Here is a 20,355-nt window from a genome sequence, read left to right on the forward strand (position 1 = left end):
ATTATTACTTTTCTGTTATTACCGGATCATTATACGGCTGTACCAATAGTTTCAGCTTATCCTTGCCCAGCAACGCTGCGTCAAATTCAATCCTGATATCTTTTGATTCGCCCTTCATCAGCGAAAAATAGTTATCATTCATTATTGCCGGCAGTATCTGTTCACCCGTGGCGGCTTTAGTTGCCTGTACGCGAATGGCAAATGCAGCCGCCTTTGATGACGATGGGTTGCTGATCTCTGCATTCACGTAGTACTTACCATCAACTTGTTTTATGATCGATGATACTTTAAGGTTAACCTTTGGCAGTTGGTTAAGGGCGGTAAAATCTGTGCGTTTATTGCCTCGCCAGTAAAAATTATCAGATACCTGTTTTCCGTTTTTATCAATCAATTTTAGTTTGATGAAATGAACATCCGTAAGACCGCTGCTTTTCGGCGCGCCGCCGTATACTTCAAAGCCCCAAAGCGAGTAGCCCCATCCCGATCCTCGCTGTAGTCCATACATACGCACGTAGCGGCCTTTTACTTCATCAAAAGTGATTTGCTGTACACCAACATGGCCGTCCCCGCTTTCATAAACATCATTCCAGCTTTTGGCATCGTCAGATACCTGGATCCTGAAAGCTTTGCCATAAGCCTCTTCCCAATTTAGCTTCACGCCGTTTACTTCCTCCTCTTTTCCCAAATCCACATAAATCCATTCGGCATCATTTGAATTACTGGCCCACCTGCTTCCCGGGTTACCATCCGTTACAGAACCGGCCTCACCCATGGTGGTTGATGATGCAAATGCAGGTTTGTTTAGTGCCAAATTTTCGCGGTTATCAGCAAAAGCCATTGTAAAGCAATTCAGCGCAGTATTTGATGGCACATCGATAGTTTTTGACTGGCTATATTGTTTCACAATCTGTCCATCACTATTATAAACATCGGCGTAAGCAATGAGGCTGTTTTCGTCAGTACGGGTGGTGTTGATCACTTTCACAGCATTGTTTACCGGGTTCCACTGAATATGCACCGGTTCGCAGGCTTTTTTAGCCCCCCAATAGGCGCCGGTGAGGTCATAATAATAATCATACGTTTGCCACACCAATGAAGGATAGGCCGACTGGCTCATCCAGGTCATAATACCCGATGCATCTTCCCAGATATTATCTTCCCAGCCTTCGTACATGGCTTTATTGGTTTCGATGTTCAGCAGTTGTGCTTTGCGACAATAATCCTCGATACCCGAAGGCGCACCGTAACGGTTTTTAATACCATCGTCGTACCTGTCGGGCCCGGCATTGCCTGCAGACGGGCCAAAGAAATGCAGGTTCCACATCTCATTGCGCGGCCACCATTTATCTTTAGGCATAAATTTTTTAAAGCTGTCAAAATTGGTAAATACCGCCGTACCTATCTCGCTGCGAAGCCCCCAGCCCTGGTTACCGCCAAAGCCATTAGGAAAACGGCTGAAATACCAGCGCGGGTCGAAGTTAGTCCACGGGCCGCTGCCTGTTAAATTGCCTGCATGCGAGTTGGGTTGATAATACCTGTCGTTACCATCATAGGCGCTGATATCCTCACGAAGCCAGTTATTGAGCGGAGGTAAAGGCTCACCCTCATTATCACCGCACCAGATGGCGATGGAAGGGTGGTTCCTGAACCGTTTTATTTTTTCGATGGCATTGGCATTGAAAGTATTTACATCATTAGGCAAGTTGGGAATAGAGTTAAGCCAGAAATCATCCCAGATCATGATACCATATTTATCACAGGCATCATAAAATTCCTCATCGGTGGTCGAGCCTATCCAGTTGCGGATGATGTTAAAATTCATTTCCTTGTGCAGGCGCACTTTGGTATCGTACTCATCTCCCCGGCAGCGCAGCATATACTCAGCCATCCCCCAATTGCCGCCCTTTAAAAACACTTTGGTGCCATTTACATACAAATGCAATACATGGCCCACGGTATCGTAGCTGTATTTTTTGATGCCGAACCGGATTTGTTTACTGTCGGATACTTCATCGCCGAGCTTCAGGCTTAAGTTACAGGTGTACAGGTTAGCATCACCATAGCCATTGGGCCACCACAGTTTTGGGCCGTTGATCACCAGCTGCGAAAAATGTTTTGGGTCGATTTTTACCTCTGCATTGCTGTTAGCACCCACAAATACCTTTTGGGTAAACCGGATATTTCCCGGATTAATAACCCCGGTTAAGGTTCCTGTTTGAAAAGTATCAGTACTGTTTTTCACCCCAACCGCAACGGATACTTCAGCCCGGGCGGTGGTAGGCACATCCGTGCGAATCCAGGGATCATTAATAGTAAGGCTACCTGTGTTGCTTAGGTAAACATCATCGGTAATGCCGCTGTTGAGGCCGGGAACATAAGGCATCCAATCCCAACTGGCGCTGGGAATATACGTTGGACTGGCATAATTTACCAATGGGTTAAGCGGGCAATAAACCAAAACAGCCAATGTGTTTGCCCCTGTTTTATTTGCGAGTTTTGTTACATCATACATGCCCCGCTGCATAAAACCGTCTAAGCTGCCTATCTTCTTCCCGTTTAGGTAGATCTCAGCTTTGCGGTTGATGCCCTTGAAATTAAGCCAGATCTTTTGTTTGGTAAAACCCGAAGGTACGCTGAACTCTGTGCGGTACCAAAAATTGCGGTCGTACTTCTTTTTATCAACCTTATAAATATTATCGCCAAAATTGGGATCCTTTTCCAAACCGGCTGCGACGTATGATGAAAATACAGTACCGGGTACAATAGCTTTTACCCAATCAGTAGCAGCGTAACCGCTTTTGTAGATATCAAGATTGTCGGCTCCCAGATCGGCTTGGGCTTTTACTTTCCAGGTGATTTGTTTATTGGTGTTGTTGAGGTAAAAGATTTCCTGTGCTGATGCTATATTAAGCGCCAGTACCAGCGAAACAAGTAACAGAATCGGCTTTTTTAATTTGTAAATATTGACCATAAATCGTTTTAGTAAGTATTCAGTAGTTTCATATTATCTACTCTTTTTATTGCGGTTTTGATAGCGAAAACGGTTTGTCATCCGCTGCTAAGCCCCGGTTCATGGCCGGTTTATCACCCATTTCAAAGTGTAATACGCCGCCGTTCATAATATCAGCATGGCTGATCCAGTTATGGGTATAAGGCCTGCCATTAAGCGTGGCCGATTGGATATACACATTCTCTTTACTGTTATTGTTAGCTTCAATCACGAACTTTTTGCCATTTTCCAAAGCAATACTCATCTTTTTAAACAGCGGACTACCAATCACATACTGATCGGTACCAGGGCAAACGCTGTAAAAACCAGCGGCACTCAGCACAAACCATGACGACATCTGGCCTTCATCCTCATCGCCGGGGTAACCGTTTTCGCCGGCGTTGTACATTTTATCCATCACATTGCGCAAATGCTGCTGCGCCTTCCATGGCTGGCCGGCATAGTTGTACATATAAAGCAAATGATGGATGGGTTCGTTACCCTGTGCGTACTGCCCCATTTTAAAGGCAGCCATCTCCGTCATTTCGTGGATAACCTGGCCATACCCTCCTACTTTAATTGTTCCCGGTTCAGTAAATACTGAATCAATCTTGGCGGTGAAATTTTTCTCTCCACCCATCAGGTTGATCAAGCCCTGCGTATCATGAAAAACAGACCAGGTCCAGTGCCAGGCATTACCTTCGGTATAGGGGCCGCCCCAATCCATCGGGTCAAAAGGTTCAATCCAATTACCTTGCGCGTCTTTCGCGCGCATGAAACGCGTTTTGGCATCAAAAAGGTTTTTATAATTGTACATCTGCCGGGCAAAAACATCTTCATAAAATTTATTGCCGGTGAGTTTAGCCAGTTGATATCCGCAAAAATCATCGTATGCAAATTCCAGCGTCCATGCCGTTGAGCCAAGGGTTTGCGACGTAAAAGGCACATAACCATTGGCATAATATTCCTTCCAACCCGGGCGCCCATTGGCACTTCCCCATGGGCCTTTATTGGTGGCTTCGTGATAGTAGGCCTCCAAAGCTTTTTTAGGATCGAAGGTGCGGATCCCTTTTACCCAGGCATCGGTTAATAAGGATATGGCATGGTTACCCAGCATCCCTCCCGTTTCACCCGGGAACGACCAGGCCGGCAGCCAGCCGCATTGCTGCTGTGCATCAAGCAAAGCCTGCACAAGCTGGCCTTCCATTTTAGGGTGCAATACCGTATTCAGCGGGAATTGGGCACGGAAAGTATCCCAAAAACCATTATCGGTATACATATAACCATCATGTACTTTACCGTCGTATGGACTGTAATAGTATGGTTTGCCACCTTTTCCATATTCAAAAAACTGGTGCGAGAACAGGTTGGCATGGTACATGCAGGAGTAAAAAGTTGCCTTTTGCTCTTCTGTAGCCCCCTCAACAGCCATGCGGCCAAGCAATTGGTTCCATACTTTATCGGCAGCTTTATGGGTATCATCAAATGACTTATACTTGCCCAGTTCAGTTTGCAAGGTAAGTCCAGCCTGCTCCGGGCTGATATAGGACGAAGTCACTTTGGCTTCTACCGTTTCGCCATCATTAAACCTGATATAGGCTCCGATCCCTTCACCTTCGGCGGCCTCGTTTTTTGCGGCAAGCGTATTCTTTTTATTTTCCCAGGTGCCATAGTCAGCAAAAGGCTTGTCAAAAATAATGACAAAGTAGTTCCGGAAATCTTTTGGGGCCCAGCGGCAGTTGTTTACGTAGCCTGTTATCTTCCGTTCAGCCGGAATGATCTTCACCCCGCTCATTTTGGTATAGCCATCTAAAACAAGATACGAGGCCTTGCCTTTCGGAAATGAAAACCGCAGGTGCGCTCCCCGTTCGGTCGGCGACATTTCTGTTGTAATATTATTATCAAGTTTTACCTTATAGTAGCCTGGTTGAGCGATCTCGTTATCGTGGCTAAATGATGCCGCCCGTTCATCCTCATTAACAAGCAGTTTACCGGCAACCGGCATCAGCGAAAACACCGCATAATCATTTACCCATGAACTGCACTGGTGCGATTGCTGAAAACCACGAATGGTGTGCTCAAAATACTGGTACTTCCACCCATCGCCATTTTTACCGGTTTGCGGTGTCCAGGTGTTCATACCAAAAGGCAGTGAAGTAGCCGGGTAGGTATTACCGTACGAGAACTCATATTTGGTATTAGTACCCTGCCGGGTATTTACATATTTAACCAGATTGCTTTCCTGGGCAAACAGTCTTCCGGCATACATAAATGCAGCGGCGCAAACAAGGGAGCGTATTTTCATTGGTTTATTATGGTAATAAACACTAATTTCTCTAATCACAACGAATGGCGCGAATGCTGATCTCAGATTAAAACATTCGTGCAATTCGCTAAAATTCGAAACCATTCGTGTTCATTAAAATTCGTGTAATTCGTCTTAATTCGAGCCTATTCGTGCTCATTCAAACTTTACCCTGATAAATCTTGGCCTGTACAGATTAGGGTATTTCTTCAGATCGTTTAAAAAGTCAACCGAGTTAATATTGTAGCTGATCAGCAGTTCGCCGGGTTTTGATAAGCTTGGATGCGCCTTGGCATTATATACCACAAATGTTTTGGCGACAAGATCAGGCTTGCAATCCCATAATTTAATGATCGGGCCAAACGGACCTGCCGGGCTCGCGCCTACCCTCATTCCCACTGTCGGGGTCATTCCCCCTACCTGGAATATCAAGGCATAACGCCCATCAGGCAGCGGACTAAAACTTAACTCATTTGATACACTGCTTGTTACATTAGCAACCTGTTCCATATCGCTTACCCAGGCTTTGCCACTATAGAAAGTCCACTTACTGTAATCTTCAAAATCTTCGGGTAAAACACGGGCAACCATCAGGTGCTTGGCCATGCCACGGACTCCGTATACATAAATATAACCATCGGGCTTGGGCGCACCAGCTTCTTTGGTATTTACATAAATGCCTGCACCAAACGAACCACTTTCTCCTTTTTCATCCATTAGGTAAAACGGCGTATCCATTTGCTTCAGGTCTTTATAAGGCGGTTTGCTGTTTGCGGGGATCTTGATGAGGGTATTGCCAACCTCTCTGAAGCCAAATGCCTCGTTGCTTACATTATGTACCCTGTACCCAAAAATGTAGATATTATTGTTCAATGCCTGGTTCACAAAACCATCACCGAGCCAGTAGTAATCTGTAGGGCCGGTTTTAGGGGTACGTGGGATAAAAACAGATTCGGGTTTTCCTTTAGCATTCTTATCCCAATAAAATTTCATCTGTTTATCCAGGGGTTCATTACCCTTTAGTTCAGCTACTGCATTGTGGATCATGATGGCTCCCGGCGCTGTGGTATTATCGCGTACAGCACCAATCATGCTATCGCTGAAAATAAAAAGCACTTTATCATTCGCTTTTGCCTGTCCGATCTCTTTACCATTCAAAGGGATAGTATAAATACCATCGCCCCCAAACCAGCCCGAATCACGCTTTAACAAGGCCGACCATTCCGGCGCGGCCTCTACCTTAAATTTAATATCGGTAAGATTAACAGTATCAGCTTTTTGAGCAAAGGCTTCATTGGCTAAAACCAAACCCAAACAAGCTAAACAAGCAAGACTAATTTTCTTCATTAAATAATATTTATAATACTGGTAAATGTTTATGACGATGATTTTTGTGTTTAACAAACAGCGCAACAAAACCGGTTAATCCTCCCATCAGCATTAAAAAGCCAATGAAACCGGCCTGGGTAAATGGCAAACCTAAAAAATGATAAACCGGGTTTATACGGATCTGCTCTATCAAAAAACGTTCGGTACCGTTGAGCACAAGGTACAGGAAAAACATAAAACCGGGTGTAACTATCCGTTTACGAAAAACCCACATCAGCATAAACATACTAACGCAAAGTGAAGCCTCATAAAGCGGCGTGGGGTATACCGGGTTAGCCAGTTGATTACAATAGTTACCCAGGCAACCGGGTATCAGTGTACCGGCATTTATAGCATTATGCGGATAATTGAACGCCCACATCCAATCGGGCAGCCAGCTTAAAAAACCGGGTTTTAGATGTGGGTTAACCTTGCCCCAATCACCGTCACCTGCCAGCTGGCAACCAATACGGCCAATGCCATAGGCCAGCATCATGCCCGGCGAACCGATATCGGCAAGGTGGACCAGCTTCATGTTATGCCGATGGCCGATATAGAGGTAAGTCAATGCGCCAAAGATCAGGCCGCCGTAATATGCAAACCCATTGGCCGAAAACAATGTACCTAAAGGATCATACCTTAGCCTGCCAAAATGCTCAACGATATCAAAAAGTTTGGCACCGATGAAACCGAAAAATCCAACACTGAAAACGATCAGCCCCATTAATTGATAAGGATGTACTGTGTATTCAGTTGCTTGCGGTTTAGGCAATGCAAACTTCTTCCGGTCGCGGTAAATCCAAAAGGCAAATGCACCGCCGATAAGTACCCCCGCTGTTAAATTTCCCTGCAATGAAAGGATATATGCCCGCGGGTTTGCAGCAAAAACCTCGTAGTTAAAAACAACCCCGAAAAGTTTAAAACCGAATAAAAAACCGGGCAAAAAATTAATGATCATTTCAGCGGCCGAAGCGGGTTTTCCGATTATCACCTTCCGCTTAAATGCGCTGATCTTTCCAATGGCTTCATACCGTTTAAATTCTGAAGTAAACACCATGTAGGCAAATAAAAAGGCCATTGCGATAAAAAAACCAAGCGTTTGGATAGGAAACCCAATCCGGATATGGAAGAGATAGTAGATCAGATCGCCGATGGTTGGAAACATATCCTAATTTAAAGTTTATCTGCCAAATCAAAAAAAGGGCGCCGATGCCACAGCGCCGGCTCCTTGTGGTTTATCTATTGGTTTTTAAAAGCCTGCCTGGATGCCCAGGTTGATCACCCGCTGGTTAATGTACGCATCGCCCGCGGTATTGGTAGCAATTTCGGGGTCCTGCTGGTATTTTTTGTAATTATCAAAGGTGAGCAGGTTATATGCGCTCATGTAAATGCGGGCATTATTAATCTTGAAGGGTAACAATTTAGTTGGCAATTGATAACCGATATCAACTGTTTTTAAACGAACGTAATGGGCATTTAATAACCAATAATCAGAAAAATAAGCCGTTGGACTATTTACCGAAGTAGGATTGGTAGTTAACCTTGGGAAGGCGGCATTAACCGGATTTTCGGGTGTCCAGCGTTCCTGGTGAATGGGTTGAAACTGACTTTGAAATGGTTCGATACCTGTACCAATCACCGCGAAACTGTAGTTAAACGATCCCTGCACAAGCACACTTACGCTAAAACCTTTGTAAACGGCCTGCAATGAAAGGCCAAGTATGGTATTTGGCAGGTTAGGGTTTCCTATAGGCCTTTTGTCGAAAACGTTGATAACTCCGTCACCGTTCAGGTCCTGATATTTTAGGTCGCCGGGCTGCAGCGGGATACCATTATCAGGTACCGGTACCGATTTGCTTCCCGAATTGATAGCGGCAATATCGGCTGCGGTATAGTATCCCAAAAAGTGATAACCATATTGCTGCCCGATTGAATGACCGGTTTGCGCCAACCATGGATAAGCAGGTGTGGCCTCATCCTGATAGAGAATCTTGTTTTTAGCGTACGAGAACACGAAACCAACGTTGTACTGTACTTTGCCAAGGGTGCTATGATAGCTGATCTGCCCGTCGAGGCCCTGATTACGGGTTTTACCAATATTTACCGCAGGCAAGCCAACTCCTAATACTTCCGGCACACTACCTGGAGTAATCAGTTGGTTGTAGCGGATATCATGGAAGTAATCGGCAGTGATGGAGATCTTATCGTTAAATAAGTTGGCATCCAAACCAATATCTATCTTTTTGGCACGTTCCCATACAACTGTTGGGTTGCCTAATGAACCTTCGTATATGGTAGTGTAGTTTTGGGCAGTTTCACCAAAGTTATAACCGCCACCCTGGTTGTAAACCTGGTTGTATACATAACGGTTACCCGGCGCGGCGTCCGAACCAACCAAACCGTAGCTGCCTCTTAACTTTAACAGACTGAAAACTGGCAAGGCTTTTTCAAAAAACGACTCCTTGGCTATGTTATAACCAAAGCTCACGGCCGGAAAAATACCAAAGCGATGATTGGCTGCAAAGCGGTCGGTACCGTTATAGGCCACGTTAAAGTCGAACAGGAATTTTTGCTTAAAATCATACCCCACCTTGCCCGATACGCCACGGAATTTTTGCGGTACACCAACCTGCGCACCATCAAGTAATGGGTAGGTGAAATAAGTTTGCGAAGTTTGGTTAAACAACAGCAAGCCCGAAAAATGGTGGGAGCCGCGGAATGTCCGGTCGTAATTAGCGTAAAGCTGCAGGTTATAATTATTGGTGCTGATATCAGTGCTGCCTGTTAATGCATAAGTTTGATATACATAAGTAGCCCCCGGCCTTAAGGAATATTGATTAGTAGCCGGATCATAATGATAGGCAGGAATGCCTCCGTTAAAGATCTGCTTTGTGAACTGCTCAATGCTTGAATAAGCCACCCTGCCCGTTACCGAAAGGCCGTTGGTTAAAGCATCCAATCGTTGGGTAGCGCCAAAAAGTACGTTAAAATCGGTACGGCGCGAGTGTTGATATCCCCCTGTTGCCAGCCTGGCGTTAAGTGTTGGCAGGTGATCGGGATTAAATGATGAATAAGCGTATGAATAACTTCCGTTAGGATTAAGATACGGTGCCGTAAAAGGCGTTTCCTTGGTGAAATTATACACTTCACTCACTGCGTTCTCGTTGTAAGGCTGGTTTAGGTCGGAGAAGCGGGTGGTGACATCTAACCGCAGATCAAGCGTTTTATTGGCTTTCAGATCGAGGTTTGAGCGAAAGTTATAGCGTTTAAAATAGTAATTGGTATTCACCAAACTTTGCGGATCGGCAAAATCACGTACCAAACCATTTTGGTTTAGCGCGCCACCCGAAATGAAATATTTCACCCCGGTTGTACCGCCCGAAATATCCAGGTTGGCATTAGTTTGATAGGTGTATTTCTTGAAGATCTTGTTATACCAATCAACATCGGGGTGACCATATGGGTCGGATCCGTTTTTAAACAGGTCAAGGTCTTGCTGGGTAAAGCTAAGCGGGATGCCATCATTATGCTGGGCCTCATTAATGAGTACCGCCGTATTGTATGAATCTAAAAACTGCGGTGTTTTGGTTGGCTGCTGGATGCCGCTTTCCACACGCAGGTTCACTTTTGGTGTACCGGCCTTGCCGCGGCGGGTGGTTACCACCAATACGCCGTTAGCCCCCTTGATACCATAAATGGCTGTAGTTGATGCATCTTTCAAAATGGAGATGCTCTCTATCTCATTCACGTTGATCTGCTGCAACTGATCGTAGCTGTATTCGATATCATCCACAATAATGAGCGGCTGGTTACCCGATGGATTCAATGAGCTCACGCCACGAATATAAAAATCTGAGGCATCCTTACCCGGCTGGCCAGACGACTGTTGCGAAAAGAAACCCGGCAGTTTACCTGTTAAAGCATTTTGCACGTTGGCTGTTGGCACGGTACGGATCTCGCTGGCCGAAATGGAACTGACAGCACCCGTATTGGTGATCCTTTTTTTGGTTCCGTAAGCTACTACGGCTACTTCATCCAAGCCGTTGGTATTGGTTTGCAGTATAATATCCATTCTGCCTGATTCCGACACGCGGAGCTCACGCGGGATATAACCGATAAAACGCACAACGATGGCATTTGACTGCCCTTTAAGAACAAGCCTGAACTTACCGCCCTGATCTGTAATTGCACCATTATTAGGAACGCCTTTTTCAATAACCGATACCCCTGGCAACACCCCGGTAATATCGCGCACGGTACCTGTTACGGTCCGGCTTTGCGCAAATGACACTGCCGGGAGCAGGATCATTAATATCTGGAAGAGAAGTATTATTTTTCTCATAAAGCTTAATTTTTTTGGTTTAACTGGCTGAGGTTTTGAGATTACCATCCTGGATTTTGTTTCATATTCGGGTTCTTCAAAACCTCGTCATAAGGTATCGGGTACAGGTACATTTTAGGCGCTTCGAATTTGGTAGTGAGCGCATTCACCACGTTATAGGTAAGACTTGACCCTATCTTCACGATGCTGATCCCTTTTTGTGGCTGGTTCATTACTGTTTCGGCAATTTTCCAGCGGCGGATATCCCAGTAGCGGTTCTCTTCAAAAGCCATTTCCAGGCGCCGCTCGTTTTGGATGATGGCACGCATCTCCACTTTGCTCATACCGGCTTTAAGTCCGTAGTTGCCTGTGCCCGCATCTATCCCTGCCCTTTTCCTGATGCTGATAACAGCATTATAAACCTCGTGAGTTGCACCTGCCGATTCATTGAGTGCTTCGGCATAGCCTAAAACCACATCAGCATAGCGCAAGATCTGCCAGTCTATGACATGAGCAGCGTAGGCATTGGTGTTTTCAAAATTGCCCATGAACTTGCGCATATAATAACCTGTTTTGGTTTGCTGTAATGAGCCATTAGGTTTGCTGGCCCCGCCTTCGTACAATTGTAAATCCGAGTTAAGCCATCTTGCCCCGTTATAAAGCACGGTATAGGTTAAGCGCGGATCACGGTTTTGGTAAGGGTTATCCGGGCTATAACCTGATGCCGGATCAGTAATAGCCAAACCATTTTGCATAGGAAAAGCATCAACCAATTGCTGTGTCGGACTGGTTTGTCCCTTGCCTACTGCACCGGTAAACCCAACCGGACCGTTAGTAGTTTCTATCGATGATGAATTATCCGTTTGGCGGATAAATATATTTTCAGTGCTGTTTTGAGTCAGGAATACATCTTTAAAACTGGGCAGCAATGAATAAACATTCAGGTCCATTACTGCTTTTTCGGCAGCAGCAGCCTGCGCCCACCTATCGGCGCTAAAATCGGTATAACCGGTTAATGAATTTGAGGCATCAATATTCTGCCCGTTAAATAATGGGCTTGCCGCATACAGCAGTACTTTGGCCTTTAAAGCCATGGCCGCGCCTTTGGTAGGGCGGTGGTAATCGGCATTGGGGTTGCTTAGCGGCGCGGTCATCAGGGTATCCTTAATGGCATCGCATTCGCTTACAATATACTTGATACAATCGGCAAAGGAATTACGTGGCAAGGCTACATTATCTGTTATAGTAAACACCTTGTTGCCCAATAATGGCACGCCGCCGTAACGTTTAACCAGTTCAAAATAATATAGCGCCCTTAAAAAACGGGCCTCGCTTTTCCATACATATTTCATGGAATAACCATGATATTGTGCCAGCACCGGCACTACATCAATATTGTTCACAAACTCATTTGCCTTGCGGATGCCGGCGTAATAATAAGCCCAAAGGTTTTCACCGGCGGGGATAGTATATGAATTATAAGATGCTGTAGAAAGTATGGTTACTATATTTGATGATACCGAAGCCGATGACATGGCATCATCACTGGCTGCGTCAAGGTAGTCGTTCCCTACCCTGTTATGCCCGTTTTGGAGCGCTGCATAAATCCCATAAAGGAACATTTGGGCATTGGTGCCTAACGAATCCTTTTTGTCAAACACGTAATTGATGGTTACCTTATCAACCGGGAACTGCTCATATTTTTTACAGCCGGCCATTACGGTTAAGATGCCGGCGGCCGCTAAAATTATTTTGTTAAAACTCTTCATGATCGTAATATTTTTATGATGGCCAAAATCAAAGCTTAATGTTAACACCGGCATTTATTACCCTTTGAATTGGGTAAGCAGTGCCATATACCTCAGGATCGAAATCTTTGTAGCCGTATAGTGTATACAGGTTTTCGCCGTTCACAAAAATTCTCAAGCCCGATAGCCTGAGCTTATGCGCCCACTCATAAGGCAGGTTGTAGCCTACCTCGGCATTTTTTAGCCTTACATAATTGCCTTTGCGCAGGTACAAGGTTGAGTTAGCGGTATTATTGGCGTTACCTATTGATAACCTTGGTGCAGTAGCCGTAGCAGCTGTTTCTGGTGTCCACCGGCCTAAAATGGTTTCGTACGCCTGCCCGCTGTAGGTAAGCCCGAGGAAACCCACACCTGCAAAGCCGTTCACCTGCGAGTTATTGAACATCAACTCACGATTGGTTACGCCCTGCAACAGGAAACTCAGACTAAAACCTTTGTAATTGAAGCCCGCCGAAAAGCCATAATAAGCCAGCGGCCGATTACCACCTATGGCCGAAATATCGAACTGGTTGATGATATGGTCGCCGTTAAGGTCTTTGTATTTTACATCTCCTGCCTGGGCGGTGTAACCAGTAGTTGTTGCGCTGGTGGCCGCATCCTGGGCATCCTTGAAATAACCGATAGCCGTGTAACCATAAATAGCAGTGGTTGAACGGCCGGTATGCCTCATCCATGGATAAGGATATGGTTCCTCGTCGCTAAAAATAATTTTAGACGACTGGATAGAGGCATTACCCGAAATAAAGTAATTGAAATTTTGGATGTGGTTTTGATAAGTTAAAGTAAGTTCAGCACCTTTATAAAGGTTGATGCCTAAATTTTCATAAGGGTAAGCCGTGCCTAACAATGCTATGCTATTGCCGCGTACCTGTAACAGATCATAATACCTGTCATGATAATAATCGGCGGTGATATTGAAATGAGTATTAAACAGGGAGATATCGGCGCCTATGTCCAGCTTGCGGGCTTTTTCCCAGCGGATGTAGGGATTAGCAAGTGTATTTTCATAAACTCCCTGTACCGGGCTTTTGCTGGTACCTGTGCTGTATGAGTAGCCATTTGTAGCGCCATAAGTTTGCAAAAAGTTATAGTAACCGTAATTATCAACGTTATTATTACCTGTTTTACCATAGGTAGCGCGCCATTTCCATGAGTTTATCCAGCTGAAATTATCTTTGATAAAATCCTCTTTACCCATTTGCCAGCCTATCCCGCCTGCATAAAACAAACCGTATTGGTTGCCCGGCGGGTAACGGTTATAGCCACTGCTGTTGGCGGCCGCTTCAATAAAGTACTTACCATCGTAGTTATAACCCGCTTTTAAAGCGCGGTTTGTTGTTACCTGCGAAAGGTCGTAGTTTAATACAACCGAACGTACATCATACAGTGCCATACCCGTGATATTGCTTTTGCCAAAAGTCCTGTCGTAATTAACCGATGCCTGGGCAAATGAGTAGCGGGCACTTGAAACTGTACTGAACGAATTGCTTTGCGCAACTGATGAGCCTACTGCCGAATAAGAGCTGTCGGCATTAAAAGAATACGCATTATTTTGCAATGAACGATTTAAAAAACTTTGCGATGAAAAAGCAAGGTTGCCTTTTGCCTTTGCCGACAAGCCTGGTGTTATACTGCTGAGATTATAATTCAGATCGAGGTTGGCCAGTACATCATTGCTGCTCGTGCGTTGATAGCCCGAAAACTCGGTTTGCGAAAGCAGGTTGTTGGTATACGTTGTTGTACCGCCAAATGTGTTATTTGGATTATAAAGCGGATATGCATTGTTTGGTGTGCTGTAAAGTGCGCCCAATATATTTCCATACCCTGCTCCGGGCTGCGTGCTTTGCTGAATACGACCAAATAACTGCAGATCGACAGTAAATTTTTTAGTTACGTTAACCGCCAGATCGGAGTTGATGATATAGCGGTTAAGATCATTATTGGTGTTATAGGGTACAGCTGATGCCGTACGGAACATTCCGGCCTGGTCAAGGTAGTTTAACGAAACACTGTAACGTGCTACCTGGGTACCGCCGTTAACATTAAGCTTGTAGCTGGTCATCGGCGAATTATCGCGCAATATGGTTTTAAACCAGTTAACGTCCGGATGTCTTAAGGGGTCGGTGTGGTTGCGGTAAGCGTTAAAATCGGCACTGCTGTAAAGAGCGGGCTTACCATCGTTTTGTAAGGCTTCATTATATAAATATGCATACTGATAAGCAGGCAGCGGGTTTGGCAAGCCTAAAGGCTGCTGGGTGCCTGTTTGTGCAGTGAATGAAATATGCGGCGTACCCACCTGACCGCGTTTGGTAGTAATAAGTAACGTACCGCGCGAACTGTTGATGCCCAGCATCATATTTGAAAGCGCATCTTTCAACACCGAAACCGATTCGATACTTTCCGGATCAAGCGAAGCTATCTCACGCTGAACACCATCAATAATAGTTATCGGCGCTTGTCCTCTTAAAAACAGCCCGAATTCGGTATTATCATTAGCCGAATAATTATTGTGCTGCACTACAGCGCCAATAAAATCATTTACAGTTTGTACACCAGTTTGAGGTGCGGCGAAACCGCTATACTGCTGGGTATATAGACCAGGGAGTTGTCCGGGTAAAGCGTAGGTATATAAAGTAGCAGGCGTAGTAGTGAGCTGATTGGTGTAGATGGTTGATACAGCACCCACGTTTCTTGATGTGCTGATGGTATCATAAAGTACATTGATAGTTTTGGGAGCCTTTATATAAGTATCAATAAGCCTGACTTTTAGCCCGGTAGTGTTTTTTATGGTAACCTGGCGGGCATTATAATTTGCAACGGTAAATACCAGTACATCGCCTTTGGCGGCGCTAATGGCGAACGCACCATCTTTGCCCGTGGTCAGGGCACTGTTTTTTCCATTATTGGTTACCTTAACACCTTGCAGCGGGTTACCATACTCATCGAGCACGATACCGCTGGCCTGGCCGGGGCGTGTAGGCGCCACGGCGGTGGTATCCTGCTGTACAGCTGCATAACCGGTTTTAGCCAGCAGCAGCAATAACAGCGTAATACCTGTTAAGCATTTCTTTATGTAGCAATAAGCCATATTTTTCAGGTTTAAAATTGTTGGCAATAGGTTTAAATATCGTTTTAGCAAATGTGCATTGGTTAAATGCATCTGCCGTTTGGTTTATCTACTGATTAACCGCATTTAAATGTATAGGTGAACGGGGCATCTGTATTACCATAGCCAACTTTCGTTTTACCCATTTTATCGGTCAGGAAGTACTCCATTCTTACAATTGTTTGTGCATCTCCCACATTAAAAAATGATCGCGGCCAAAATGTAAGCTGATACTTTTTACTGGTAGCCGATGTTTGCTTCAGCAGGGTTTTGGTGGTTTGTTCACAAACGTTTATGGTTTTACCGTCGCTGGTGTAAGCAGTAGCGCATAAGTAAACTTCGTCTTCACCGCTTAAATGCGTGTCGGCAACAGTGCCATCAAAAGTCAGGGTCACGAAATCGTTGTCCAATGATTTCGGCGGATCGATAACGGTAAGCTGCGGGTTACAAAAATCAACCAGGTCGCCGCTGCCGCCTGTCACTTCAAAGCAGGTGTTGCCAAGCAATACGCTGAAATAAGTACCATTGCCATCACTTACAAAACCGTTACCGCTATCTGTAATGGTGTAACCGAGTTTCACCAGCATATTGTTATTATCAGCACCAACCTTTGTTTTGATATTAAGATCTACGATGAATTCCACTCCACCTGTATGGCTGTATGCTTTATCTGTTTGGTAAGCTACCCATTCCATATCGTCGATTAGGTTACCGCCGTTGCCAAATGTCTTTTTCATATAGGCCGACCAGGTAAGTCCATCGCCCTTTTTAGGCAAAGTGCCATCAGGTACCAAGGTCATGGTGCCGTTACCCTGTTTACTGGTGTAAGTTATCGTGGTATTTTGAGCGGCCTTCCAGCCTTTGGGAACTAAAAATCCGAAAATGAGGTAATCGGGGCCGCCATCGCCTACCGTGGGGATATCGCAATGTACCGTTATGGGCACTACTGAACCTACCGTAGCTGTAGAAGGCTGATCAACGCTGGTGATCTGCTCGCCGCAGCAGGCCAGGGCAATCCCCAGCACTACCAAAGCACACAGCTTCCATAAATTTTCACCTTTTATATGTAGTAAGTATGATCTCATAATTTATCTGTTGCTTTTGGTTTATTAATTGGCTTTTTCAAGCACATATACATAGGAGTTATTGGCACAACCCGGACTGAATGTTATGCTAAGCTGCCTTTTGCCATTTACTATAGGATAGGTAAAAGCAGTGGAAACCGGCTTATCCCCCGCAGCAGTAAAAGTGATCTTAAAAGGATATTGCGGATCATCAAGCGCAAATGCCCCATCCTTACTTACCAAAAAAGGCAGCTTGTTCACCAGCGTATATCCTTTGTCGGTAAAGTTGATCCTGAACTGGCTAAAATCAATAATGGAGGTTAAATCGGTGCCATTACGGGTAGCTTTGATTACCCGCCAGTTACCGGCGATATTTTTTGGGGCCTCTGATCCGGGCACTATTTTTTCGGTTTTACATGATGATGCCGCAACCATTAAGGCAACTACCAGCAGCAGGTAAATCCGTTTTGCTTTGTAATTATATTTCATATCAATACTATTTATACTGTCAGTTTAATAGCCTGGGTTCTGGATCAGCTCTGGCGATTTGGCAACTTCGCTTTGCGGGAAAGGCCACAGGTACATTGCCGTGCGGAAATTGCGCTTGCGCACATCAAATTGTTTGTACGCCACGGCAGCGCCGTCACGGTTAACCTCCATACCTTTAGTGATGATGTTATCTGTTTGATCGGCAATTTTCCAGCGGCGTACATCCCAGAAGCGGTGCTCTTCAAAAGCCAGCTCAATGCGGCGTTCGTTTTGAATAACTGTACGCATATCGGCCTGGCTCAATCCTGTTGGTAACTGGTACGGATTTAGACCAGCCCGCTGCCGTATGGACTCAACAGCAGAATAAACCAGCGCTGTTGGCCCTTCATATTCGTTAGCAGCTTCGGCATAGTTCAGCAGGATCTCGGCATAGCGGATCAATGGCAGGCAACGATCCGTACGATGCATAAAATCGTTTGCTACGGCAGCCGGATCAAGCATTTTATTGGTGTAGTAACCGGTAGTAGTGCCAACATGCACGGCATCGGGCCCTGTTGTATTTCCGTTGTATTTACCAACAAAAATATTTATGGGTGAAGTACCTGACGAAAGCCTGATTTGCAGAGGTGTTTGGTCATGGATGATGCTATAATCCAAACGCGGATCGCGGTTAGCATATGGATTATTGGGATTGTAGTTTGATGATGGATCAGTGATCGGCTTACCATTACTCATCGGGAAAGCATCAACCAATCCCTGTAGGGGAAAAGCACCGTTTTTGCCTGTACGGGTTGGCGGCTGCCATAAGTTTTCTAAATCCACATTGCCGGTTGGGCGCATCAACTGGAAAATATATTCGGTATTTACACGCTTGGTAAACAGCTTTTGAAAGCCAAAACCCGGAGCAGTGGCATTGTCAACGTTGAGGCTATATACGCCGGTTGAAATAACGGCGGCCGCAGCTTGCTCGGCAAGTCTCCAGCGCTCTTTATCGTAAGCCGGATATCCCACCAATTCGAGCGTTTTACCCTCTCCAATAGATTGACCATTGAACAAAGGGCTTGCGGCGTAAAGCAATACCCTTGATTTTAAAGCAAGGCAGGCCCCTTTTGATGCACGGCCATAATTTACCCCCGATTGCGCAGTCGGCAGGTCCTGTCCGGCCGCGTCACACTCGGCAAGGATATAATTCACGCAATCGGCATAGGTGTTGCGGGCAGCCGGGATCTTATCCGTGTAAGTATAAATACTATCGCCAAGTAAATGCACTCCGCCGTAATGTTTCAGCAATATAGCATAATACCAGGCACGTAAAAACCGGGCTTCGGCCTTCATTTGTGTTTTAGCAAAGTTATTGATAGGTGCCTTGGGCAAATTTTTGAGCAACTGGTTTACCGAGCGGATATTGGTATAACATGTTTTATATGCATCATCAGTAACCACGGCTGCATTGATTGTGCCGGTTTCGAAAGCCAACGCAGTTGAACCGGCAGAAGCAGACACCTCGGCTTCGTCTGAAGCAGCATCAATGCCTCCGTTAGGCGTGGGCGAAAGTATTGGCCCGTAGGTAAACCTGCCCGCTGCTGCGCTAAAACCTACATTACTATAAATGCCGGCTAAAAACGATACCGTATTGGCACTATCGGTAAACACTGTCCCCTCGGTTAGGTTTGATGTTTGTGTTTGCCCCAGGAAGCTATCCTTTTTACACGAAGTAAAAAACAGGAAGCCCCCCAAAACCGAATAAGCAAGAACCTTGAAGTAAAGTTTTTTCATACTATAGGGTTAGTTAACATCACGCTTCCGCAGAGAAAATATAAAATCGTTTTAGCAACGATATATTTTAATTACGGGAGCTAAAGTTTAAAAAACTGTTTGTTAATTGGTTTATAATTTAGATATCGAAATCTGATACTAATATAGTTTATAAAAACGATTTAGCAAATTTTTTGTGCTAATTTTTTATATTTTTCAAAATCGCAATTTCCATGCTTTAATTTTAACAATAACAACATTTGCAATCGGTTGAAAATGTTGTTATTGTAAGGCATGCTTCTCTCCTATTTAATACCATTAAAAAAACGGCTAAAAAACAATGCCTGGTAATTGATAGAATTGCCCCAATATTCCCAGGTATGGGCTCCGGGCCTCACTGTGTAATCATGCGGCACTTTACGCTCAAGCAGCTTTTCATGCAATTCCTGGTTGGCCTGGTAAAGAAAATCATCATAGCCAACGTCAAAAGTAATGGCAAGTGAGTTTGGCTTTAACAGGTAAATGAGGTTCACAACGCTGTTTTGCTCCCACCTGTCGGGGTGTTCGCTGTATTTACCAAGTACACGCTCTATACCAAAACTATCCGGAAAAGGCCTGATATCAACCGCTCCACTCATACTGCCTGCTGCTCCGAATTTATCCAAATGCTTAAAGGCCAAAAACAAAGCGCCATGCCCGCCCATACTTAAACCGGTTATGGCCCTCCCCTTTCTGTCAGTTATGGTTGAATAGTGTTTATCAACCCAATTTACCAGCTCGGTACCTACGTAAGTTTCATATTGCGAATCTTTGACAGCCGGGCTATCAAAATACCATCCGGCAAAATCACCATCGGCACAAACTATAATAAACTGATAGGTATCGGCTAAACCGGCAACCACAGGCACTTTTTTAATCCAATCGCTGTAATTGCCGCTAAAGCCGTGCAGCAGGTATAATACCGGGAATTTTTTGGCATTGGAATAGTCGGCGGGCTTTATTACCACCGCCTTGATATCCTTGTTCATTGCAGCACTGTGCGTGAGTACCGTATCAACCGTTGCAGCCGCAGCTTTGAAACTACAGGCTGCAAGGCCAATAAATAACGGAATAAATAGTAACTTTTTAATATTCATCTGTATATAGTGAT

The 20,355-nt window shown here is 45.0% G+C and carries 11 protein-coding genes; all 11 read right to left on the minus strand.

Annotated features, from left to right (window positions below; genetic code table 11):
• Window positions 1-4: 4 nt before the first annotated feature.
• Complete coding sequence (locus SNE26_RS11350) at window positions 5-2,971, minus strand: discoidin domain-containing protein (protein ID WP_321559473.1); 2,967 nt, start codon at window positions 2,969-2,971, stop codon at window positions 5-7.
• 46 nt (window positions 2,972-3,017) lie between these two features.
• On the minus strand, window positions 3,018-5,294 hold the full coding sequence (locus tag SNE26_RS11355) for a GH92 family glycosyl hydrolase (protein WP_321559474.1): 2,277 nt from the start codon (window positions 5,292-5,294) through the stop codon (window positions 3,018-3,020).
• Window positions 5,295-5,450: 156 nt separating this feature from the next.
• Entirely contained in the window at window positions 5,451-6,641 is a 1,191-nt protein-coding gene (locus SNE26_RS11360) for a hypothetical protein (RefSeq protein ID WP_321559475.1), read from the minus strand.
• Between the two features lie 10 nt (window positions 6,642-6,651).
• Window positions 6,652-7,827: a prolipoprotein diacylglyceryl transferase family protein gene (locus tag SNE26_RS11365; RefSeq protein WP_321559476.1), complete on the minus strand. Its 1,176-nt coding sequence runs from the start codon at window positions 7,825-7,827 to the stop codon at window positions 6,652-6,654.
• 84 nt (window positions 7,828-7,911) lie between these two features.
• Window positions 7,912-11,004, minus strand: coding sequence for a TonB-dependent receptor (locus tag SNE26_RS11370; RefSeq protein ID WP_321559477.1), 3,093 nt, complete (start codon window positions 11,002-11,004; stop codon window positions 7,912-7,914).
• A 41-nt stretch (window positions 11,005-11,045) separates the two neighbouring features.
• Complete coding sequence (locus SNE26_RS11375) at window positions 11,046-12,752, minus strand: RagB/SusD family nutrient uptake outer membrane protein (RefSeq protein ID WP_321559478.1); 1,707 nt, start codon at window positions 12,750-12,752, stop codon at window positions 11,046-11,048.
• 28 nt (window positions 12,753-12,780) lie between these two features.
• Window positions 12,781-15,879: a SusC/RagA family TonB-linked outer membrane protein gene (locus tag SNE26_RS11380; RefSeq protein ID WP_321559479.1), complete on the minus strand. Its 3,099-nt coding sequence runs from the start codon at window positions 15,877-15,879 to the stop codon at window positions 12,781-12,783.
• Between the two features lie 95 nt (window positions 15,880-15,974).
• Window positions 15,975-16,982 carry a DUF4961 domain-containing protein gene (locus SNE26_RS11385; RefSeq protein ID WP_321559480.1) on the minus strand — a complete coding sequence of 336 codons (1,008 nt, stop codon included), beginning with the start codon at window positions 16,980-16,982 and terminating at the stop codon, window positions 15,975-15,977.
• Between the two features lie 24 nt (window positions 16,983-17,006).
• Window positions 17,007-17,450: a DUF5004 domain-containing protein gene (locus SNE26_RS11390; RefSeq protein WP_321559481.1), complete on the minus strand. Its 444-nt coding sequence runs from the start codon at window positions 17,448-17,450 to the stop codon at window positions 17,007-17,009.
• A gap of 24 nt (window positions 17,451-17,474) precedes the next feature.
• Window positions 17,475-19,226 (minus strand): RagB/SusD family nutrient uptake outer membrane protein, encoded by a 1,752-nt coding sequence (locus SNE26_RS11395; RefSeq protein ID WP_321559482.1) that lies wholly within the window; start codon window positions 19,224-19,226, stop codon window positions 17,475-17,477.
• 284 nt (window positions 19,227-19,510) lie between these two features.
• The gene (locus SNE26_RS11400) at window positions 19,511-20,341 is read right to left on the minus strand and encodes an alpha/beta hydrolase family protein (protein WP_321559483.1); all 831 of its coding nucleotides are present in this window, start codon (window positions 20,339-20,341) and stop codon (window positions 19,511-19,513) included.
• Between the last annotated feature and the right edge of the window lie 14 nt (window positions 20,342-20,355).

This window comes from Mucilaginibacter sp. cycad4 (assembly GCF_034263275.1).
Classification (GTDB): Bacteria; Bacteroidota; Bacteroidia; order Sphingobacteriales; family Sphingobacteriaceae; genus Mucilaginibacter.